This is a genomic window from Methylocystis sp. JAN1, from assembly GCF_052186135.1.
GTDB lineage: Bacteria > Pseudomonadota > Alphaproteobacteria > Rhizobiales > Beijerinckiaceae > Methylocystis.
Window position 1 is genome coordinate 1,384,107 of sequence record NZ_CP181499.1, and the last position, 22,103, is coordinate 1,406,209.

Below are 22,103 nucleotides of genomic sequence, written 5' to 3' on the forward strand. Positions count from 1 at the left end.
GGGCGCGCAACGCCCCGATCGGCCGCGTTTCTACGCCGCCTTCTGCCGCGGCATGAACCGCCCATAGAAGGTTTCGCCCTTCGCCGCCATGTCGCGCAGCAATTGCGGCGGCTCGAAGCGCGGGCCGTGTTTGGCGGCGAGCGCATCGCACAGTTCGACGAAAGCCCTGGAGCCCATGCCGTCAATATAGCTGAGCGTGCCGCCGGTGAAGGGCGCGAAGCCGAAGCCGAGGATCGAGCCGACATCCGCCTCGCGCGGATCGGTGACGACGCCCTCCGCGATGGTGCGCGCGGCCTCGACGGCCTGGGTCACGAGAAAGCGCTGCTTCAGCTCCGTCACGTCGAGCGTATCGGGATCGAGCTGCGCCTCGGCCAGCGCGGAAAGGCCGGGCCAGAGACTCTTCCCCCCGTCGGGACGATAGTCGTAGAAGCCCTTGCCGTTCTTGCGGCCGAAGCGGCCCTCCTTCTCGACCATATAGCCGAGCACGCGCTCCTGGCGCGGATCGATCGCCGCGTCGCCAACATCCTTCTTCGTCGCCTGCAGAATCTTCCAGCCGAGATCGAGCGCCACTTCGTCGTTCAGCGAGAGCGGTCCGACCGGCATCCCGGCCATTTTTGCGACATTCTCGATCATCGCCGCCGGCACGCCTTCGGTCAGCATGATCTGGCCTTCGCGCACGAAGTTCAGCACGCAGCGATTGGCGTAGAAGCCGCGCGTGTCGTTCACGACGATCGGCGTCTTCTTGATGATGCGAATGAAATCGAGCGCCGTGGCGAGCGCGCGGTCGCCGGTCTTTTTGCCCATGATGACTTCGACGAGCAGCATTTTTTCCACTGGCGAAAAGAAATGGATGCCGATGAAGTTTTCGGGAACGAGCGAAGTCTCGGCGAGCGAGGTGATAGGCAGGGTCGAAGTGTTGGACGCGAAGACGACGTCGCCGCCCACGACCGCCTGCGCGCGCCGGGTTACGTCGGCCTTCACGCCGCGGTCTTCGAAGACGGCTTCGAGAAGGAGATCGCATCCCGAAAGCGCCGCATAATCGGCGGTGGCGACGATGCGCGCCATCAGCGCGTCCTTCTCCGCCGGCGTCGCGCGGCCCTTGGCCACGGAGCCGGAAATGAGCTTGTCGATCGTCGCTCTTCCTTTGTCGGCGCTTTCCTGGTCGCGGTCGATCAGCACCACGTCGAGTCCGTTCAGCGCCGACACATAGCCGACGCCCGCGCCCATGAAGCCGGCGCCGAGAATGCCGATCTTTTTGAGGTTGGTCAGCGGGATTTCCGGCGGACGATGCGCGCCTTTCTCCAGCTCGTTCTTCGAAATGAAGAGCGAGCGGATCATGGCTGCGGCTTCCTTCGAGCGGAGGATATGCGCAAACCAGCGCGACTCGACGGTGAGCGCCTGATCCATCGGCAATTGAAGGCCTTCATAGACCGAATGCAGAATGGCGCGGGCGGCCGGATAATTATTGTAGGTCTCGCGGCGCAGAATGGCGTTCGCCGCAGGCCAGATCATCATGCCGGTCGGCGAGAACACCTTGCCGGAGGGATTCTTGAAATCCTTCGCGTCCCAGGGCGCTTGCGCCTTGCCGCCATTGACGATCCAGGCCCGGGCGCGGTCCACGATTTCGGCTTTCGGCGCGATTTCATGCACGAGCTTCGCGCCGAGCGCGGCCCTAGGCTTCGCCTGATCGCCGCGGAACAGGAATTGGAGCGCGTCGCCCGTCTGCATGATGCGCGAGACGCGTTGCGTGCCGCCCGCGCCGGGGAAGAGGCCGACCTTGATTTCGGGCAGGCCGACCTTCGTTTTGTCGTCGTCGGCCATCACGCGATAATGGCAGGCGAGCGCGAGTTCGAAGGCGCCCCCCAAGCACACGCCGTTGATGGCGATAGCGAAAGGCTTTCCGCAGGTTTCGAGCTTGCGATAGAGCAAAGAGAGCTTGCGCGAATTCTCGAAGAAGAGCCGGTTCGCGGCGTCCTCGCCCTGCTCCTTCAGCGCCCTTGCATATTGCGCCGCGCCCTGTTGCAGCATGGTGAGATCGGCGCCGCCGGAGAAAGCGCTCTTGCCGGAGGCGATCACGCAGCCCTTGACGTTCGCCTCCGCGACGACCGTGTCGATGACCTGCTCCAGCTCACTCATCACCTCCGGCGTGATGACGTTCATCGAACGGCCGGGCATGTCCCAGGTAAGGAGCGCGACGCCGTCGGCGCCGGTCTCATAGCGGAAATTGGCGAGGTTCATTGTTTCGCTCCCGAAATTCTTCTCAAGCCCGCTTTCGAGCCCCGTCCTTCGAGACGCCCGCTTCGCGGGCTCCTCAGCATGAGGCTCTCGTGTTTCCTCATCCTGAGGAGCGAGCGAAGCTCGCGTCTCGAAGGACGAGGAAACGCTGCGTCACACCCGCTCGATGATCGTCGCCGTGCCCATGCCGGCGCCGATGCACAGCGTCACGAGCGCGGTCTCTTTGCCCGTGCGCTCCAACTCGTCCACGGCCGTGCCGACCAGCATCGCGCCGGTCGCGCCGAGCGGATGGCCCATGGCGATGGCGCCGCCATTCGGGTTCACTTTCGCAGGGTCGAGGTCGAAGGCCTGGAGATAGCGCAGCACAACGGCCGCGAAAGCCTCGTTGATCTCGATGAGGTCGATGTCGTCGAGCGTCATTTTCGCGCGAGCAAGCAACTTGTTCGTCACGTCGATCGGGCCGGTGAGCATGATCGCCGGCTCCGAGCCGATATTGGCGAAGGCGCGAATGCGCGCCCGTGCCTTCAGCCCCAGTCTTTCTCCCGCTTCCTTCGAGCCGACGAGCACGGCGGCCGCGCCGTCGACAATGCCCGATGAATTGCCGGCGTGGTGGACGTAATTGAGCTTTTCAATTGCGGGATAGGCCTGGATCGCCACCGCGTCGAAGCCGCCCTGCTCGGCGAAGAAGGCGAAGGAGGGCTTCAGGCTCGCAAGCGCCTGCATGTTGGTGTCGGGCCGCACATGCTCGTCGCGATCGAGAATCGTGATCCCGTTCACGTCCTTCACGGGGACGACCGACTTCTCGAAGCGGCCTTCCTCCCAAGCCTTCGCCGCGCGCTTCTGCGATTCAACGGCGTAGGCGTCGACGTCGACGCGCGAGAAGCCGTATTTCGTCGCGATCAGATCGGCGGAGACGCCCTGCGGCATGAAATAGGAGGGGATGGCGATGGTCGGATCGACCGGCCAGGCGCCGCCCGAGGCGCCGATGCCGACGCGGCTCATGCTCTCGACTCCGCCGCCGATTGCGAGATCATGTTGGCCGGACATGATCTCGGCGGCCGCGAAATTCACGGAGTCCAGCCCTGAGGCGCAGAAGCGGTTGATCTGCACGCCGGGCGCTTTGTACGAATAGCCCGAGGCGATGGCCGAAGCGCGCGCAATGTCGCCGCCCGCCTCGCCGACCGGATCGACGCAGCCGAGAATGACGTCGTCCACCTCGGGGCCTTGGAGATGGTTGCGTTCCTTGATCGCCTTGAGCGCCGTATTGGCGAGGCCGAGCGAGGAGACCTCATGCAGCGAACCATCCGGCTTGCCGCGCCCGCGCGGCGTGCGGACGGCGTCGTAGATAAAGGCTTCGGGCATGACGTTTCCTCTCTATTCATTCTCGCGTCGGCAGCCCGTGCTGCGATTCTTTTTCGTATCAGTGGCCTTGCCCCTCACCCAGGCTCTCCCCGCAAGCGGGGAGAGGAGCGGGATCACGGCCACGCGGCGAAGCCGATCGCGAGCGCGCGCCCTCTCCGCCCAGCGGGGAGAGGGTTGGGGCGAGGGGCAAGGCCGCGCCTCGATCTGTCCCTACAGGCGTCCACGACCGCATTGCTCCTCCGGTCGTTAAAACATCTCCGGCGCCAGTGACATCATCGTGTCCGCGCCGGCGACGATGCGGGCGAGCCGCAGCGCGGTTTCCGGCAACATGCGCTCCATATAGAAGCGCGCAGTGACGAGCTTGGCGTCCATCAGCGCCGCCGTCTCCGGTTCGCGCGCCTTCTTCTCCATGGCCGCGGCGGCGATCCTCACCCACATCAAAGCGAGCGCCACGCGGCCGAGAAGATGCATATAATCATAGGACGCGGCGCCGGCGTTGTCGGGCTTCGCCATGGCGTTCTGCATCAGCCACATGGACGCCTTCTGCAAATCGCCCAGCGCCGATTGCGCCGGAACGACGTATGGCTTCATCGCCTCGTTGGCGCCGTGGGCGCCGAGCAGCTCCGCGCTCTCCTTGAAGAAGGCCATGATGGCGCGGCCGCCCTCGCGCGGCAGCTTGCGGCCGACGAGGTCGAGCGCCTGAATGCCGTTTGCCCCCTCATAGATCATGGCGATCCGCGCGTCGCGCACGAACTGCTCCATGCCCCATTCGCGGATATAGCCGTGGCCGCCGAAGACCTGCTGAGCCTTGACGGCGTTCTCGAAGCCGACATCCGTCAGCATGCCCTTGAGCACGGGCGTCATCAGGCCGAGCCGGTCCTCCGCCGCCTGCCGCGCGGCCGGATCGCCCGAGCGATGGGCGACGTCGCTGTCGAGCGCGGCGGCGAGCGCGAGGCCGCGCGCCGCCTCGTTGAAGGCCTTGATCTCGAGCAGCATCCGCCGAATGTCCGGATGCACGATGATCGGATCGGCCTTTTTGTCCGGATATTTCGGCCCCGTGAGCGCGCGGCCCTGCAGGCGCTCCTTCGCGTAGGCGAGCGCGTTCTGATAGGCGACCTCCGATTGCGCGAGGCCCTGCACCGCGACGCCGAGCCGCGCCTCGTTCATCATCACGAACATGGCGTTGAGGCCGCGATTCTCCTCGCCGATGAGAAAGCCCTGCGCGCCGTCGTAATTCATCACGCAGGTGGCGTTGCCGTGAATGCCCATCTTCTCTTCGATGGAGCCGCAGGAGACGCCGTTGCGCGCCCCCAGCGAGCCGTCGGCGCCGGGGACGATCTTCGGCACGATGAAAAGCGAAATGCCTTTTACGCCCGCCGGCGCGCCCTCGGCGCGGGCGAGCACGAAATGCACGATGTTCTCCGCGAGGTCGTGCTCGCCGGCGGAGATGAAGATCTTCTGGCCGGTGATGGAATAGGTTCCGTCCCCGCGCGGGACGGCCTTCGTCGTCAGCAGGCCGAGGTCCGTGCCGCATTGCGGCTCGGTCAGATTCATCGTGCCTGACCAGCGGCCCTCCGCCATTTTGGGCGCATACAGCTTCTTCTGCTCCTCGGAGCCGTGCGTGAGGAGCGCCGCCAGCGCGCCCTGGGTCAGGCCCGGATACATGGCGAACGCCATGTTGGCCGACGAGGCGAATTCGTTCATCGCCATGGAGAGCGTATAGGGTAGGCCCTGGCCGCCATATTCCTCCGGCACGGGCAAGCTGATCCAGCCGCCGCCGGCATAGGCCTGATAAGCGGCCTTGAACCCGGCCGGCGCGGTCACGGAGCCGTCGGCGCCGCGCTTGCAGCCGGTTGCGTCCCCGGACTGGTTGAGCGGCGCGAACGCCTCCTCGCAGAGCTTCCCGGCCTCGGCGAGAATCTGGCCCGTCACGTCCGGCGAGACGTCGGCGAAGCCCTTCAGATTTCCGTAGCGCTGCAACTGCAAAACGTCGTTGAGGAGGAACAGCGTGTCGTCAACGGGCGCTCTGTAGCTCGGCATCGAGATCTCCACTGCGGTCGCGCCCGATTCGCGTCACGGGCCGGAGCGACGTCTTCCGCGTCTTAGGTAGAGAGGCGCGCGAGTGGGCGCAATAGGGGCTTGAACGCGGCTCAAAATGACCTTGAAGGGTCGTCGCGATCAATGTTCTCCTCCGAAGGAGGCGATTCGTCGCCGGCGCGCCGGATTTCGCCAAATCGTGAACGAAAGGGGTGCGCTCGGGTCGAACCTTAACCGGTTATTTACCTTGATTGACGGAAAGTCGGCCTTAACGGCGCCAAGGCGTCGAGAGTAGAGCGCGCGATTCGCGCGGCCCAGAGTCGGTTCCCCCAGTTTCTCTCGAGCTATCCGCAAGCCGGATTCGCCGGACACAGACATGACCAAGGCTCTTTCCCGCAAATCCCGGGGTCACGATTTCGACATGCGCGAATCCGCCCGTTCCGAGGCGCGCCGGTCGGGAAAGAGCCTGGGCGATTGGCTCGATGACGCGATTCGCGAGGACGATCGCGTCGAGGAAGAGCCCGACCACGCGGACGAGGACCGCCTGGACGCCGTCGCGCGTCGCCTGGCGCGGCCGGCCGGGGCGAGCGAAGACCGCCGCCGCGAGGACGAGGATTACCGGCAGCCGCGCCGCTGGCGCGACGACGCCGACGACATGCGGGCGGCGTCCCGGCGCGATCGCGACGACCGTTTCGACGATCGGGACGACCGTATCGACTCCGCCCCGCGCGGCCGGCGCGACTCCGGGAAACCCGACATGGAGGCCCGCTACGAGCGCGGCCGTCAACGCCGCGAGGCCGAAGCCGCCCGCCGCCGCTGGCGCGACGAGGCGCGTCTCGATCCGAAGGCGATCGTCGCCGACGCGGCCGCCATGGTCGAGCGCCGGGTTGCGGAGAGCGAGCGCCAGACCGCCCGCGCCTTCGAAAACCTCGCCGATCTGATCAAGCGCGGCCAGCGCCGCGGCGAGGGCGACGCGGTCAAGCGCGCCGTCGCCGCCTTCGCCCAGCGCGCCGAGGAAAGCGAGCGCCATACGGCGCGCGCGCTCGACAATCTCGCCGGCATTCTCGAAGAGGGGCAGCGCAGCCGCGAGACGGCGGAGGAGGGCCTCGCCTTTCTCGCCGAACGCCTCGGCCGCATCGAATCACGCCTTGCGGAGCAACCCGCGGCGGGCGGCGCCGTGAAGCCCATCCGCTCCGCCCTCGCGCGCCTCGAGTCGCGTCTCGACCGCCTGTCGGCCGGCGAGCGCGGCCCCGATTTCGAACAGGCGCTGTCGAGCCTCGATCGGCGCCTCTCGGACATCTCCCGCCGCCTCGATCGGGACGCGAGCGCATCTCAGGACGCGCGTGCGCCAAAGAGCCAGCCCGCTTTTCCGGCGCCGGGCGCCGATCTGACGGGCGCCGATCTGACGGGCGCGAGCCCGGCCGCGCTGGATCAGGGGCTGCGCCGGACCGAGCCGCTGACCCGCCGCCCGCTGGTCGACGCGATCGCCGAGATCGCCCGGCGCCAGCGCGCCCTGGACGAAATCCCCGCGCAGCCGCCGCGCGCGCCGGATCTGTCGGAAGGCGATCCGCCGGCCACGCGCTTCGCCGCGCTCCACGCCTCGCTCGATTCGCTCTCCGAGCGGCTCGAAACCGTGCGCCAGGACGCCACCGAGCGCTCCGACCAGCAGATGGTCGCCATGCGCCAGATCGAGGGGCTGCGCCGCGAAGTCGAGGACATGTCGCGCGCCGTCGGCGACCTCGCCCCGCGCGCCTCGGTCGCCGCCGTCGAGACGGCCCTGCGCGATCTCGCCCATCGCGTCGACGTGCAGCGCAATCGCGGCGTCTCCGACGACCTGCTCGCGCCCGCCGAGCGCATCGCCGGCGAGTTGCGCGCGGTCATTCGCGATCTCGATCCAAGCCCGATCGTGCGCAATCTGCACGCCGACGTTCAGACCATCGGCCGCCGGCTCGACGCCATGCAGCAGCCCAACGCCGCCGACGCCGCGGCCATCCGGCAGCTAGCCGCGCAGACGCGCGAAATCCGCGAGCAGCTCTCGGCGATCGCGTCGCGGCCGCTGCCGATTGAAAAAATCGAGACCCGCCTCTTCGATCTCACCCAGCGCGTGGACGCTCTCGCCCATGCCGGCGTCGGCGCCGCCAGGGCTGCGGCCGCGCTCGACATGGGCGAACTGGCGCGCTCCATCCGGTCCATCGTCGCGGCCGAGACCAATGCCGGCTTCGACACTTTCAACCGCCGGCTGGAGCAGGTCGCGGCGAAGCTGGACGAGGCCGTCCTCAGCGCGGGAGCCAAGCGCTTCGACGAACTCGGCGAGCGCATCGACGAGCTCGGCCGCACGCTGGCGCGCCGCATCGAGGACAGCGCCGTCGCGCAGAAACCCGTCGACACCGGGTCGCTCGAACGGCTCATCGCCAGTCTCGCCGTCAAGATCGACTCGGCGCTCGACGGGCGGCCGCATAATCCGGGCTTCGAGGAGATCGGACGGAAGATCGAGCGGCTTGAAAACCGCATGGGCGATCCCGTCGCCGCCGAGTCCATGGCGCGCATCGAGGCCATGCTGCGGCGGCCGGTCGCGGACCGCCAGTTCGCCGAACTCGCCCAGCGCATCGATTTCGTGCGCGAAACCCTCGCGCAGCGTCTCGATCAGGGCGCCGCCGCGGCCCCCGCCGCCGACGTTCGCTTCATCGAGGAGATGGTGCGCGGGCTCGACCAGAAGGTCGAAGCCGCGCTCGGGGCCACGTCGAAGGCGCCGGATCTCGGCGCGATCCAGAACCAGCTCGAGGCGCTCTTTTACAAGGTGGACCGTCTCGAGGACGCGAGCGCCAATTCGCGCCTCGGCGCCATGCTCTTCGAGCCGCAGAACCATCCGCAGCTTGAGGAGATCGCGACGCGCCTCGAGCGGATGCAGGCCGCCCTGTCGCAGCGCGCCGAGGAAGGCGATCGCGTCGAGGCGCGGCAGAACGATCTCGCCGCCCTGGTCGAGCAGCTCGCGGCGCGCATGAATCAGGCGCTCGATCCGCGCGCCGATTCCGGCGCGCTGAAGGCGCTCGAGGCGCAGATCGGCGCGCTTTCGCAGCGGCTCGACCGAAACGACCAGGACGGCGCCGCGCTCGCGGGCGTCGAGGCCCGCATCGCCGCGCTCGTCGCGCAGATGGAGGAGACCAAAGCCGCGACGACGCTCGCGGCCGAGGAGGCCGTCCGCCGCGCGACCCAGGACATTCTCCGTCAGGCGAACCCGGTTCCGGGCGCGCTGCGCGAGGCGCTCGAGCGCGAGCTGACCGACATTCGCAAGATTCAGGACGAGAGCGGCCAGCGCACCCATGAGACGCTGCTCGCCGTGCACGAGACGCTGGAGCGCGTCGTCGACCGCCTCGCCATGTTCGAGGACGAGCTCACGGAAATCCGCAGCGCGCCGGCCGCCGCCCAGGCCGCGCCGGCTGTCGAGCCCGCTTTCGCCGGCCGTCTCGACGACGCGCCGCAGGCCTTGCGCGCGCCCGAACCCGCGGTCGAGCCCCGCCGCGCGCCGCGCGCCGAAGCCGACGAGGACGGGGATCTGGTGGATTTCCTCGTGCCGCCCGGCGCGCCGCGCCCGCAGCGTCGCGAGCCGGGCTTTGCGCCCGCGGTCCCCGAGGCCCCGCGCGGCGACGCCGTCCAGACGGATTTCATCGCCGCCGCGCGTCGCGCCGCCCAGCAGGCGGCCATGGACGCCGAGGCCGCCGAGAGGGCGCAGCAGGCGCGCCGGGCGAGCGGGCGCCCCGACGCCGGCGCCGGCGCGCGAAAATCCGGCGGCCTCGCCGCCACGCTCGAGGATCGCAAGCGGCCGCTTTTGCTGGGCCTCGCCGGCGTGGTGCTGCTCGCTGGCGCGTTCGGCATGACGCGCATGGCGCTGCAGGGCCGCGGCGGCGAGCATCAGGACCATCAGGTGACGGAAGCCGCGCCGGCTGAGACGGATGCGGTCCCCGCGGCGCCGGGCTCGGCGGCCGACGCTCCCGAGGCCGCGCCGAAGGACGTCGCGCCGGCCCGCGCCGCCGCGCCGGCCGCGACCCCCGCCAAAGCGCCGATCCAGCCGGCTCCGCCGATTTCGTCCGCCCCGGCGGAGCCGGTCCGCGTCGTCCGTCCGCCGTCTCTCGTCGCCCCGCCGCCGGCGAGCCCCAACAATGCGCCGCCGCCGCGCATGATCGCGCCGCACACGGAAAACGCGCCGGTCGACTCGACGCCGGTCGGTTCGATCGGCGGGCTCAACCCGCTCTCGGCGCCGGACGCGATCGGCGTCATCAAGTCGCTCGCCCAGCAGGGCGATCCCTCTGCGCAATATGAGCTCGCCGTGCGCCTTGCGGACGGACGGGGCGTCGCCCGCGACGCCAAGACGGCGGCGCAGTGGTTCGAAAAGGCGGCGGCGCAAGGGCTTGCGCCCGCGCAATATCGCCTCGGCTCGTTCTACGAGAAGGGCGTCGGCGTCGAGCGCGACTACGCCCGCGCCAAGAAATATTACCAGTCGGCCGCCGAAGCGGGCAACGCCCGCGCCATGCACAATCTCGCCGTGTTGCTGGCCGAAGGCGGCGACGGCGGCAAGCCGGACTACGCGGCGGCGTCCGAATGGTTCCGCAAGGCGGCCGAGTTCGGCGTGCGCGACAGCCAATACAATCTGGCGATCCTCTTTGCGCGCGGCCTCGGCGTCCCTCAGAGCCTGACTCAGTCCTATCTCTGGTTCGCGGCCGCCGCCGATCAGGGCGACGCCGACGCCGCGAAGAAGCGCGACGAGGTCGCCGCCCGGCTGGACACCAAGGATCTCTCGACGGCCAAGTCGCTCGCGGCCGGCTTCAAGCCCAAGGAGCCGCGTCGCGAGGCGAACGACGTTCTCCCTCCCAAGGGCGGCTGGGAAAGCCTGAGGGATCCATCCGCCAACGCAGGCAAGCCTTCGGCGAGTCCCGGCGTCAAGGCGACGCAGAAGGCGAAGATCTCCGCCCTCTGAACGCGCTGAACGACGGGACGTCAAGTTTTCGCCGTTCATTTACGCTTCATCGACTCTCTGACGGTTAACGTCGCGATGTCATGAGGCTTCCACCCGCCCATCGCCTTCTGGAGAGTTGAGATGAGAAAAACCCTCGCCACGATCCTCGCCGCTTCGGCGATCGGGGCCGTGACGCTGTCGGCCGCGCCCGCGCAGGCTGATTCGGCCGGCCCCGCCATCGCGGCCGGCATTGGCGGCTTCGCGCTCGGCGCCATCGCCGGCGGCGCGCTCGCCCAACCGGCTCCGCCGCCGGTCTATTACGCGCCCCCGCCGCCGCCTCCGCCGCGGTGCTGGGTGGAGCGTCGTCCGATCTTCGACGAATACGGCGTCGAGATCGGCTCGCAGCCGCGCCGCATCTGCCAATAAATCGCAACGGAAAAAACGCATGCGTCGGTCCGCCACGGCCGGCCGGCGCATTGTCTCTTCTACATGGCATGTCGGTTGCTCGACCCTCGCCGTTCGAATTCAAACGGCGAAGAGTGACCACATGACCAGCATTGCCGACACCGCCTTCAAGACGCTCGAAGAGCAGGGCCGCCTCCTCAACGCGGTTCTCAAGGGACCCACGGAGAAGCCTGGCCGCTTCGGGTTTCGCGGCGAATTGGCGCTCATCTTCCAGGAGCAGCTCGCCGACGAAAAGCGCCCGCCGGAGCGCTCGGTCGATCAGGTGATTGCGGTCGCGAATGTCGGAGAACCGACAATTCCGTTCTTCGCCTGTTACCTTCATTCCTTCGAGTGGCTGACCGATCTCGCCCAGGTGACGAAGGGTCTTTTTTCGCCGGAAGGCAAGTATTTCATCTTCTGCAACAATATCGACCTCCTCTCGAAATATGAGGTCGAGATCGACGGAATCACCTACAACGTGCTGCCGATCGACGAGGCCACGGTCTATAACGAGCTTCTCGAACTTCTCTATCTGGACAAGGGCGATCTCAAGAAGCTCTCCACCGCCGGCAAGACCGACGCCGTCGCGGACGCGGCTTTAGGATTCAACGCGAAATTCGACGTCATCAGCTACGCGCAGGGCGTGGAGCGCATGGGCCCGGTGCGCAACCGGAACGCCAACCGGCCTGTCTGAATCTTTCGTGCGGACGCCAGCAACGCCGCCGCCGGCGTCCGCGGCATTCTTACGCGTGAGCGTGTCCGCGCTGGTTCTCGGGGGCCATGCCGCCGCGCGCCTGGCCGTCATGCGCCTGCGCCTCGTGCCGAAGCTCGGCGCGCGCTTCCTCGATGAGGTCGGTGGTCGCCTCCCGCACAGACGCATAGGTTTCGTCGTAGATCGTCATCCCGGTCTTGATGACCCCTTTCACAACCGGCCGAAGGACCCGCCCCACCGCAGGCAGTAATGACGGCGCGAGCATGAGAGCGCCGATCCCGAGCACGACCGGGCCCGCTCCCTCCAATTTTACGACATCCTCCAGCAGCGCCATTTCTTCCTCCGTAAGCAAGTTGACCTGCGGAAAGTCGGCCTGCGGACATGCGTTTCAAGGCGCGTGTGACGGATTTATCTCAACTGGCGGCGCGTCGCTCGTCCGAGCTTCCGACCGCGCGGCCGCCAGCTTGAAGAAGTCGTTCGCAAGGAGCGGCGCGGCGGCGGCGGCCATCGCCACGGCGATATCGAAGCGTCCGATGGGCGCGACTCCGAGCAGACGCCTCAACGGCGCGAAGGCCATGGCCAAGGCCTGCAAGGCGATGGAACCGGCGACGACGCCCGAGAGGATCGGATTTTTCGGAAGGTCCGTGCTCCACAGGCTCTGCTTTTCTGAGCGGGCTCCGAGCGCATGCAGCACCTGCGCGGCGACGATGCTGGTAAAGCAGATGGTTCGGGCGCGCGGAGAAAATCCGTGCCGGGAAACGCCGTAAAGATAGGCCCCGAGCGATCCCGCCGTGATGAGTCCCGCCTCGCGGCCGAGCCTGCGCGCGGACCCGGCGCCGATGATTTCCTCCCGCGCGGACGCCGGGGGGCCGTTCATGACGTCGCGATGCGGCGGCTCGAGTCCGAGCGCGAGCGCGGGACCGACATCCGTGACGAGATTGATCCACAACAGTTGCGCCGGCGTCAGCGGCTGCCCGAGATTGAACGCGGGCGCGAGCAGCATGAGCAGAATCTCGCTCATATTCGTCGCCAGCAGATAGTGGATCGCGCGCCGGATGTTCGCATGCGTCGCGCGACCCTGCCGGATTGCGGGAATGAGGGACTCGAGACGATCGTCCTGCAGAATGATGTCGGCGACGTCGCGGGCCGCCTCGCTGCCGCTGAAGCCCATCGCAACGCCAATATCCGCCGCCTTGAGCGCCGGGCTGTCGTTCACGCCGTCGCCCGTCATGGCGACCACATGGCCCGCCCGCTGCAACGCCTCCACGATCTCGAGCTTCTGTCCCGGCGTGACGCGGGCGAAGACATGGGGGATCGCCGCGCCGTCCGACATGTCTTCCAGATCCGGGATCGCGTCGGCGTCGATGATCCGCAAGGCGCCGCCGTCGCCGAGATCAAGCGCGCGCGCGATCGCCTCGGCCGTCATCCTCTGATCGCCCGTAATCATCACGGGATTTACGCCGGCGCGCCTGAGCGCGCGGAGCAACTCGGCGGCGCCGGGGCGCAAAGGGTCCGCAAGGCCGATGAGGCCGACAAAGACGAGGCCGCCGACGGGCGCCTCCTCGCCCTCGAAGACGCGATAGGCGACGCCGAGCACGCGCTGGCCGTCGCGGGCGAGCCGCGCATTTTCCGCTCCGACGCGGCGGCGCGTCTCGTCCGACAGCGCGACCGTTTCATTGCGATGGAGAATGTGGCTGCAGAGGCCCAGAACTTCCTCCGGGCTTCCCTTCACCGCGGCAAGATTGCCGCCGCGCGGCGCGGCGTGCAGCGTGGTCATGAAGAGCTGCCGCTCGGACCGATAGGTGATGCGCCTGAGAGGATAGTCGCGCCGCAGGCGGCGGACGTCGACGCCGGCCTTCTTCGCAAAATCCAGCAAGGCCGTTTCCGTCGCCGAAGGCGCAGCTCCGTTTTGCGGCTCGTCGTCATCCGCCGGAGTTTCGTTGCAGAGCGCCACGATCTCCGCGAGATTGCGGAGCGCCGTCGGGGGAGCCGTCGGGAGCCGCCCGCCGTCACAGCGATGGGCGACGCCGTCGCAGCTCACTTCGGCCGCCGACATGCGGTTGAAGGTCAGCGTGCCGGTCTTGTCGAGACAGACGACCTGGACGGAAGCGAGCGTCTCGACGGCGTCGAGCTTCCGGATCAGGACGCGCTGGCGCCGCATTTCTCGCACGCCGAGCGCCAGCGTCGTCGTGGCGAGCGTCGGCAGGCCTTCCGGCACTGCGGCGACCGCAAGGGCGACGGCGTTCCTGAGCGTCGCGAACAGGCCGAAGCCTCTGAGGAGACCGAGAAGAAAAACCGCGGCGCAGGCGCCGCCCGCGATCAATGTGAGCTGCCGACCAAGCCGCCCGAGCTTTTTCTGCAAGGGCGTTTCGGGCGCGCTCGCGCCCGCGAGAAAATTTTGCAGCTGGCCGATTTCCGTCGCCGCGCCCGTGGCGACGACGACCGCGCGCCCGCTTCCGCCAGTGACGATCGTTCCCCGATAGGCGATGTTCGCGCGATCGGCGAGGGCGACGTTGCGACGCTCCAGCGGACCCGCGGATTTCGGCGCGGGCGCGCTTTCGCCCGTGAGGGTCGCTTCGTTGATGGTCAGCCCGTCCGAGGCGACAATGCGCGCGTCGGCGGCGACGATCACGCCGGGACGCAGTTCGAGCATGTCGCCGGGAACCGCATGCGCGATGCGGATCGTCTCCCGCGCGCCCTCGCGAATGACCGGCGCGCTCTCGCCGGCCGGCTGGGAAAGGGCGCGCACCGCGCGCTCGGTCTGAACTTCCGTGGCGTAGCCGATCCCCGCATTTAGTGCGACGACCGACAAAACGACGACCGCGTCGGCGGCGCCGCCGGTAAAGACGGACAGCGCCGCCGCGCCGATCAAAAGCGCGACGGGCAAGCTCTGGAACTGCTCCAGCAGGATCTCCATCCTGTCCCGGCCGGGAACGACGGGGAGCACATTCTCGCCGTACCGCTTCAGCCGGCGCTCGCTCGCCTTTATGGAAAGGCCCCGCAAGGAGCTGCGCAGCCGTTTCAGCGTCTCTTCGACCCGCAGCGTGTGCCAGGGCGCGAGGCGGGGCTGCGCGCCGCCGCTCAGGCGGCCGGAGAAATATCGAAGCAGAACGTCCTCGACTGCGCCGATAATCGTGGCCGTCGGGACGAGGGGATCAAAGCGCAGGAGAAGCGAGCCGGTCGCGACGCTCGCATCGGCCTGCGTGATCGAATGCGCGTTGCGCAGCGCGCCTTCCAATGCCCGTTTCAGCCCGTTGACGCCCTTCAATCCGGACACGCGCAGCCTGAGCCGCCCCGGAACCGCGTCATGCGCCAGCGTCACCAGGGGCCGTGCGCCGTCCTTCGCGGCCTGCGGTTCGAGGCTGGTCAACGTGGCCTCTGACCCCGGCTCGGCGACCAGAGCCGCAATCCTTCGCTCGCGTACCAGAGAAGCGTCACGGCGGGCGCAAGCGTCCTGCCGCGCGCGACCTGGAGAAGGCTCGCGCCGATCAGCGCCAGAACGACATAGCTGCGCGCGTCGCCGCCGAAAAAGCGCGAGAAGCGCGCATTGGCGCTTTCCACCTGCTCGCGCAATTGCGGCAGGCTGATCTGGCCGTCCTGTCTTTCGTCGACGACGTCGAAAGGCGAGGCGTCGCCGAGCGAACGGACGGCCTTCGGCGCGTCGGCTGCGATCACGAGAATGCTTCCCGTCGCGGGATTAGTCTCGATCGCCGCGTCGAGCGCTTCCTCGAGCAGGCGCGACGCAGAGGAAAAAAACGCCTTGTCATGGCGCTTTGCTGGAATGCGCAGTCTGACGCGGGACGGCGTATGGTGGACGACATGCGCTTTCGGCTTCTCAGCCATGCGCCTTCCTCTCGGCCTCGGCTTTGGCCATGAAAGGCGCCACATTCTCCTGCGCGTCTTGCGCCTGAGCGCTTTCCTGGCCATGCGCCTTCGCGCCGCCTCTTTCCTCTTCGAGTTCGGAATGAACCTCCGCTATGACGTCGCTCATGCTTTCGGCCGCTTCGCCCACCGCCCCGCGGATGCGGTCATAGGCCAGCAATCCTGCGCGAACCGCGCTTTTCGTGAACGAGCGCTTTTGGCCATTATCCCGGTTTAAGAGCGTCGCCGCGGCGCCTCCCGCGGCTCCGGCGGCCAAAGCGAGCAGAAGACTGCGACCGATATGCGCCATGGCGAACGCCTCCAGGGATTTGCGGTGGAAGGAAGTGATAGGGTTGCGCAGGTCGCCTTCAAGCGCGGCGGCGTGCGCGATCCCGCCTGCGGGGCAGCCGCCGCCCGCGGAGGCTCATGAAAAATTTTACGCGTTGCGTTACGGTGGCCCGCATGAAAGCGAATCAACTGGCGTTGGCCGCGGCCGCGCTTCTGCTTCTCGCGCATCCCGCTCTCGCGGATTGGTCCTCCTGCCTCGGCGGCCTGCGTCACGCGGCGTCGGGGGCGGGGGTCAGCCAGCAGACCATCGCCTCGGCGACGGACGGCATGGAGCCGAACGACGCCGTGAGCTTCATGGACAAGCAGCCGGAGTTCACCACGCCGGTCTGGGATTACGTCGCCGGCCTCGTCGACGAGGAGCGCGTCGAGGAAGGGCGCGCGATGATGCATAAAAACGCGAGCGCGCTGCACGCCGCCCAGTCGCATTACGGCGTCGATCCCGCGACCGTGGTCGCGGTCTGGGGCGTCGAAAGCGATTTCGGCAAGAGCTTCGGCAAGCGCTACGTCGTGCAGTCGCTCGCGACGCTCGCCTGCGAGGCGCCGCGCCGCAACGACTATTGGCGCAAGGAATTTATCGCCGCGCTGAAGATTCTCGACAACGGCGACGTCGCCAAGGACGAAATGCTCGGCTCCTGGGCCGGCGCCTTCGGCCATACGCAGTTCATGCCCTCGACCTTCCTGGGCGCGGCGGTGGATCTCGACGGCGACGGGCGCCGCAATATCGCCAGCTCGGCCGCCGATTCGCTTGGCTCGACCGCGAATTATCTGCGCAAGAGCGGCTGGCGCGCCGGCGAGACCTGGGGTTTCGAAGTGCGGTTGCCCGAGAACTATAATGGCGGTTGGGGCCGGACCCGCAAAATGCCCATGTCCCATTGGGCGTCGCTGGGAATCACCCGGCTCGACGGCGGCGGGCTCGGGAGCGGTTCGGCGGGGCTGATGCTGCCGGCCGGCAAAAACGGCCCGGCTTTCCTCGTGACCAGGAATTTCGACGCCATCTACGCTTACAACGCGGCCGAATCCTATGCGCTTGCCATCTGCGTGCTTTCAGACCGGCTGCGCGGGCGCCCTGGCATCCAGACGCCCTGGCCGACGGACGATCCGGGGCTTTCCCGCGCGGAGCGGCGCGAATTGCAGGCCCTGCTGATCCGCGCCGGCTATGACGTGGGCGATCCCGACGGCGTGATCGGGACCAAGACCAGGGAGGCCATCGCTGACTATCAGGGCCGCGTCGGCCTGCCCCGCAATGGCCGCGCGAGCCTCAAGGTGCTCAACGCTCTGCGGGGACGGTAGGGCTCTCCACAAGCGGCGCAATCTGGCTCCTCGAAACCGCGGCGGCGCCTTCTCCCGCGACCATCTCGTCGGCGATCCAGGCGGTCGCGAGCTCCCAGACGACGGCGAGCACGACCGGCCCGACGAAGAGGCCGGCGACGCCATGCGCCAGCACGCCGCCGATCACGCCGATGAAGATGACGGGAATCGGCGTTGCGAGGCCATGGGCGAAAATGAAAGGTTTCAGCACGTTATCCATGTAATTGACCGTCAGCATGCAGATCGTCAGACCAATCGCGGCGGGCGTCGAGAGGGTCGTCCAGGCCCAGAACACGACCGGCGCGACGACGAGCAGCGGCCCGATCTGGACGATGCCGAGGACCAGGATGGCGATGGTCAGGAGGTTCGCGCCGGGGACTTCGGCGAGGAACATGCCCACCCCGCCGATCACCGCCTGCATGATGGAAAGGCCCATGACCCCGCGCGAGACGGCGTTGATCGTGGCGCCGGCGAGGTTGAGATAGTTCTCGCCATTGCTCGGATCGATCCGGCGGGCCAGCGCCCGCATGCCGACGAGGAGCTGCTGCGCATAGGCGAGCAGGAAGCCGGAGAGGATCACGGAAAGAAGGAATTTCAGCGTGCCGACGCCGGCGTTGCGCGCCATGCCGAGCAGATATTCGCCCACGGGCTTGAGCTGCGGCAGGATCTGGGTCAGGGCGCTGCGCAGATTGGTCGAGGCCAGCTCCCAAAAGGAATAAAGCTGCGCGCCGATCAGCGGCCAGGCCTTGACCGCGGCGGGCGGCGGCGGGATGGCGAAGTCGCCATTGTCGAAGCCCGCGATCACGCTCTTGACCGGATCGACGAATCCCAGGCCCATCCAGGTCACGGGACCGATGACGAGCGCGAGCGCGACGACGGTGATCAGCGCCGCAGCGGCGGTCTCGCGGCCGCCCAGCAGGCCGGCGAGCCGGTCGAGCAGCGGATAGAGCGCGACGGCGAGGACCACGCTCCAGACGATCATCGCCCCGAAGGGCGCGATGATGACGAAGGTCCAGTAGGCGAGGAAGCCGATCACGAAGAGCCGGATCGATATTTCGATGAAGAGGGCGTTGAAGCGGCGTTCGTCGCTGTTGAAGGAGGGCGTCTCGTCGGCCACCGGAGTTCTCATGTTGCGCTGCATTGGCGCGAGAGTGGACGCACCCCCGCCGCGAGGCAAGAGGCGAGGCGAGAATGCGTTTATTGGGCGCGCGCTTCGACAAAGGCGAGCGTCACCTTCGATTTCACGAGGTCGCGGATATTTTGCGACCAGCAGGTCGAATCGAGCGCCTCTCCGGCGCTTTTCTGGTCGGGAAAGCCGATCTCGGCCAGCTGGCGGCGGATGTTCGCCGCGCGGTCATGGTCGCCCCGCGCGGCCGCGAGCGCGAGCTCGACGACGAGCACCACGGCCGAGTCCGTGCGCGCCGCCGCCCGCCGCAGGCCCGGCCGGTCCTCGTAGGCGCCGCGGCGCAGGGCGTCGACGGCGACGGCGATCGTATCGACCGGCGTGAGGTCGGCGGCGATCGCGCGCGCCTTTTCGATAAGCGCGCTTCCTTCCGTATAATCGCCCGAACCCAGAATGAAGCGCGCCCCGACATCCGCCAAACCCAGCGGATTATTGGGGAAGCGCTCGATCGTCTCCCGGGCCTGGGCGCGGAACGCCTCAATGTCGCCGCCGCAAAGCGCGACCGCGTAATTGGCGACGCGGGTCAGGAAGTCCGATTCGTTCATCTGGGCCGCGCGCCCCGCCATGAGGCTCGCTTGCGCCCGGGCCTCTGCGAGCGTGCGGTTCGTGAGCGGAAAATTCAGCGGGTCGAGCGAGAGGAGGGCGCCGATCGCCAGCGTCTCGGCGTCGAGCGGGCCGCGCGCCTCGGCGTCGACGAAACAGCGCCAGGCGGGAGCGTAATCCTGCGATTTGAACGTCTTCCAGTAATGGAAGGCGCGGAGCTGACAGGAGAGCGCCTCGTCGCTCGCGGCCCGGATCGCGCCTTCCTGGGCGCGGGCGATGTCCGCGACGATCCCGAAAGGGTTGCCCACGTCGCGGCCGATCTTGGCCACGAGGTCGCGCTGCATCGCCATGACGTCGCCTGCGGACAGCCGCATTTCGTAACGGTTGGTCCAGCGCGCGGCGCCCGAGCGCGCGTCGAGCAGCAACACCGTCGCCTTGACCTGATCGCCGAGCAGCCGCAGCGAGGCGCGAATGATGAAGTCGGGTTTCGCGACCTCCGGCGGGGCGCCGGCGCCGCTTTCCTCGTTGAGGGGGATGACGGTCAGCCACTGATAATCGGAAAGCGTATCCGCGAGGTCCGCCTGAAGGCCGCCCGCGACGAAATCCTGCCCCTCCCTGTCCGAATGGAATTCGAAAGGGGGGATGGCCACGATCGGGCTGCGCGCCCCCGACGCGACCTGGACGCCAAGCGGAACGGGCGCGGCGAACCGCCACGCGGCGACTCCCGCAACGGCGCCGGCGAAGGTTAATCCTGCGAACAAGGCGACCTTGCCGAGCTTGCGTTTCCGCGGCGCGATTTCAACCATCGGGGGCGGCGCCGCGGGGCCTTCGGCGCGCGTGAAAACGGGGCGGTACTGGCCTTTGGGGATGGAAATGACGACCGACGCATCCTTGCCTTCGGTCAAATAATAGCGTTCCAGCGCCTGCCGCAGACGCGCCATCTCGACGCGCACGATGCTGTCCTGCTGGGGATCGAAATTCTTTGGTCGCCCAAAGACTTCCGTCGCAATGGAATATGCCTTGATCCGGTCGCCGCGGCCTTCGAGCTCCTCCGTCGCCAGATAGGTCAGGAGATTGCGCTGGCGTTCGCTCACGCCGTCCAGCCCGCTGTCGAAGGCGCGGTGCAGCTCTTCCAGGACGATGAGCTTCAGCTCCGGCCCATTCGCGACAAAACTCATTAAAATTCAGCGCTCCTCGGAAAACACGGCGTTACGGTCTCATGTTAACGCCTAGCACGTGCCTGTCTTTCATCTAAGCCTACGACAATCTCGCCTCCGTCGGAACGCGGTCCGGACGCCGGGTTGGGAGCTTTTTTGAATGAACGAGATTGACCAAGCCGAGAGCGGCGCCGAACCGGAAAACGAAAGCGCCAGGCTCGAGCAGGCGCTGGTGGAGGCCCATTATCTCGGCCTGTCCTTGCGCGCGCTCGCCGCCAACAGGAATTTCCGCTACGCCGCGATCACCGGCTCGATCTGCGAATTGCTGATCGGCTGGGCGCGATTCGTGGGCGACCGGCTTCAGGACGGCGAGCGCCCCTTCCTCAGCGGCCCCGCGCCACGCAGGCCGGGGCGGAAGAAATAGGGCCGCTTCGACAAGCTTTCCGCATTTCGGCTAAGATGGCGGGCATCAGTTCGTAAACGAATCGGACGTCATGACCATCAGACTGCATCAGGGCGATCTCCCTTCGGAGGTCGCCCTTTCGAACATCGTCGCCATCGACACGGAAACGCTCGGCCTCAACCCCCACCGGGACCGGCTGTGTCTCGTGCAGCTCTCCTTCGGCAATGGCGACGCGGAGCTGGTGCAGATCGCCAGGGGCCAGACGCGCGCGCCCAATCTCGAAAAGCTGCTCGCCGACCCGGGCGTACTGAAACTGTTCCATTTCGCCCGCTTCGACCTGGCGATTCTAGCCAAGACCTTCGGTTTCACGCCGGCGCCGGTCTATTGCACCAAGATCGCCTCCAGGCTCACCCGCACCTATACGGACCGCCACGGGTTGAAGGATCTCGTGCGGGAGCTTGCAGGCGTCGAAATCTCCAAGCAGCAGCAGTCCTCCGATTGGGGCGCCGCGACCCTGTCAGACGCGCAGCAGAACTACGCCGCGTCGGACGTGCTATATCTGCACCAGCTCAAGGAAAAGCTCGACGTCATGCTCGCCCGCGAGGGACGGACGGAACTGGCCCAGGCCTGTTTCGACTTCCTGCCGGCGCGGGCGCAGCTCGATCTCGTCGGCTGGCCGGAGGTCGACATCTTCTCACACGAATAAAGTGTGCGCGGCCCCGAATTCGCCACGCCGCGGCCCGATAATCGCAACATGACAGACGGCAGCGCCGCCACTCCTTCCCAATCGACGCACCGAGCCGGCGATCGGCCGTCGGGCGACGGCCGGCGCGCGGGACCGCCGCCGACCGGGGGCCGCGACCGGCTCGCCGCGCTCACGGCGCGACGCGAGAGCGCCTTTCCCGAGGCGCTGCGCCATACGGCGCGCGTCACGCGGCTGCGGCGCTGGATTTTCTGGGGCGTCGGCGGGACGGTGGCGCTGGTGGGGATCGGCCTCGCCGCGAGTTCGCTGCGCTTCCTGCCGATCGACCTCAATCTGTCCCGCGTCGCGCTGAAGGGCACGCGCATCGTCATCGAGACGCCGAAGCTCGTCGGCTATCGCAAGGACGGAAAGCCCTATGAGATTCGCGCCCGCGTGGGCGTTCAGGACATTTCCACGCCGGACGTTTTCGATCTGGACGGCCTCGACGTGCGCGTCGAGACGGAGGGCGTCAACCCGATCGTGCTGACGGCGGCGAAGGCGAATTACAGCACCAAGAACGATCGCGGCACGCTGACTGGCGGCGTGAAGGTCTCGGACAGCAAGAATTTCGACATGCGGATGGATTCCGCCGTCATGGATTTCAGGGCGAGCGTGATGACTTCCGACAGAAAGGTCACTCTCAAGATCGAAGGCGGCGAAGTCGTTGCGGACGGCGTCGAATTTTCGCAAAAGGATCGCCGCGCCACTTTCGCCGGCAATGTCCATTCCGTGCTCTACGGGGAGGACGACGCCGCGCAGAACGGGGCGAAGCCGGACGGCGAAAAGCAGGACGCCTTGCGCGCGGCGCAGTGAGAAG

At 67.5% G+C, this 22,103-nt stretch carries 16 protein-coding genes; 7 read left to right on the forward strand and 9 right to left on the reverse strand.

All coding sequences use genetic code 11. The annotated features are described in order from the left end of the window. Positions 1-30: 30 nt before the first annotated feature. From ACNHKD_RS06515 to ACNHKD_RS06525, 3 genes are all read right to left on the reverse strand, one after another. Positions 31-2,238, reverse strand: a complete 2,208-nt coding sequence (locus ACNHKD_RS06515) for a 3-hydroxyacyl-CoA dehydrogenase NAD-binding domain-containing protein (protein ID WP_442756262.1) — start codon at positions 2,236-2,238, stop codon at positions 31-33. A 150-nt stretch (positions 2,239-2,388) separates the two neighbouring features. Beyond that, the gene (locus tag ACNHKD_RS06520; protein ID WP_442756263.1) at positions 2,389-3,597 is read right to left on the reverse strand and encodes an acetyl-CoA C-acetyltransferase; all 1,209 of its coding nucleotides are present in this window, start codon (positions 3,595-3,597) and stop codon (positions 2,389-2,391) included. A 246-nt stretch (positions 3,598-3,843) separates the two neighbouring features. Beyond that, a complete protein-coding gene (locus ACNHKD_RS06525; RefSeq protein WP_442756264.1) occupies positions 3,844-5,637 on the reverse strand; it encodes an acyl-CoA dehydrogenase C-terminal domain-containing protein in 1,794 nt (597 codons plus the stop codon). Positions 5,638-6,010: 373 nt separating this feature from the next. Here ACNHKD_RS06525 and ACNHKD_RS06530 point away from each other — a divergent pair, with 373 nt between their 5' ends. From ACNHKD_RS06530 to ACNHKD_RS06540, 3 genes are all read left to right on the forward strand, one after another. Further along, a complete protein-coding gene (locus ACNHKD_RS06530) occupies positions 6,011-10,606 on the forward strand; it encodes a peptidoglycan-binding protein (RefSeq protein ID WP_442756265.1) in 4,596 nt (1,531 codons plus the stop codon). 120 nt (positions 10,607-10,726) lie between these two features. Then, positions 10,727-11,011, forward strand: coding sequence for a hypothetical protein (locus ACNHKD_RS06535; RefSeq protein WP_442756266.1), 285 nt, complete (start codon positions 10,727-10,729; stop codon positions 11,009-11,011). Positions 11,012-11,132: 121 nt separating this feature from the next. After that, the gene (locus ACNHKD_RS06540; protein ID WP_442756267.1) at positions 11,133-11,723 is read left to right on the forward strand and encodes a hypothetical protein; all 591 of its coding nucleotides are present in this window, start codon (positions 11,133-11,135) and stop codon (positions 11,721-11,723) included. Between the two features lie 49 nt (positions 11,724-11,772). Here the strand turns inward: ACNHKD_RS06540 and ACNHKD_RS06545 are convergent, their stop codons facing one another. Genes ACNHKD_RS06545 through ACNHKD_RS06560 form a run of 4 tightly spaced genes read right to left on the reverse strand, consistent with a single transcriptional unit; the run spans position 11,773 to position 15,912 of the window. Then, complete coding sequence (locus ACNHKD_RS06545; protein ID WP_442756268.1) at positions 11,773-12,075, reverse strand: DUF5132 domain-containing protein; 303 nt, start codon at positions 12,073-12,075, stop codon at positions 11,773-11,775. 54 nt (positions 12,076-12,129) lie between these two features. Then, positions 12,130-15,111, reverse strand: a complete 2,982-nt coding sequence (locus ACNHKD_RS06550; protein ID WP_442756269.1) for an HAD-IC family P-type ATPase — start codon at positions 15,109-15,111, stop codon at positions 12,130-12,132. Continuing rightward, positions 15,108-15,584, reverse strand: coding sequence for a hypothetical protein (locus ACNHKD_RS06555; protein WP_442756270.1), 477 nt, complete (start codon positions 15,582-15,584; stop codon positions 15,108-15,110). The genes ACNHKD_RS06550 and ACNHKD_RS06555 overlap by 4 nt, the downstream gene beginning before the upstream one ends. After that, complete coding sequence (locus tag ACNHKD_RS06560; protein ID WP_442756271.1) at positions 15,577-15,912, reverse strand: hypothetical protein; 336 nt, start codon at positions 15,910-15,912, stop codon at positions 15,577-15,579. The genes ACNHKD_RS06555 and ACNHKD_RS06560 overlap by 8 nt, the downstream gene beginning before the upstream one ends. A gap of 116 nt (positions 15,913-16,028) precedes the next feature. Between ACNHKD_RS06560 and ACNHKD_RS06565 the strand changes: the two genes are divergently transcribed. Next, a complete protein-coding gene (locus ACNHKD_RS06565) occupies positions 16,029-17,240 on the forward strand; it encodes a lytic murein transglycosylase (RefSeq protein WP_442756272.1) in 1,212 nt (403 codons plus the stop codon). Here ACNHKD_RS06565 and ACNHKD_RS06570 read toward each other — a convergent pair. Both ACNHKD_RS06570 and ACNHKD_RS06575 read right to left on the reverse strand, forming a co-directional pair. Then, complete coding sequence (locus ACNHKD_RS06570) at positions 17,218-18,375, reverse strand: AI-2E family transporter (protein WP_442756273.1); 1,158 nt, start codon at positions 18,373-18,375, stop codon at positions 17,218-17,220. The two genes, ACNHKD_RS06565 and ACNHKD_RS06570, sit on opposite strands and share 23 nt — an antisense overlap. 80 nt (positions 18,376-18,455) lie before the next feature. Beyond that, positions 18,456-20,162 carry a hypothetical protein gene (locus ACNHKD_RS06575; RefSeq protein WP_442756274.1) on the reverse strand — a complete coding sequence of 569 codons (1,707 nt, stop codon included), beginning with the start codon at positions 20,160-20,162 and terminating at the stop codon, positions 18,456-18,458. Positions 20,163-20,301: 139 nt separating this feature from the next. Between ACNHKD_RS06575 and ACNHKD_RS06580 the strand changes: the two genes are divergently transcribed. From ACNHKD_RS06580 to lptC, 3 genes are all read left to right on the forward strand, one after another. Next, the gene (locus tag ACNHKD_RS06580) at positions 20,302-20,565 is read left to right on the forward strand and encodes a hypothetical protein (protein WP_442756275.1); all 264 of its coding nucleotides are present in this window, start codon (positions 20,302-20,304) and stop codon (positions 20,563-20,565) included. 70 nt (positions 20,566-20,635) lie between these two features. Continuing rightward, a complete protein-coding gene (locus tag ACNHKD_RS06585) occupies positions 20,636-21,250 on the forward strand; it encodes a ribonuclease D (protein ID WP_442756276.1) in 615 nt (204 codons plus the stop codon). 48 nt (positions 21,251-21,298) lie between these two features. After that, positions 21,299-22,099, forward strand: a complete 801-nt coding sequence (lptC, locus tag ACNHKD_RS06590; protein ID WP_442756277.1) for an LPS export ABC transporter periplasmic protein LptC — start codon at positions 21,299-21,301, stop codon at positions 22,097-22,099. Positions 22,100-22,103 lie beyond the last annotated feature (4 nt).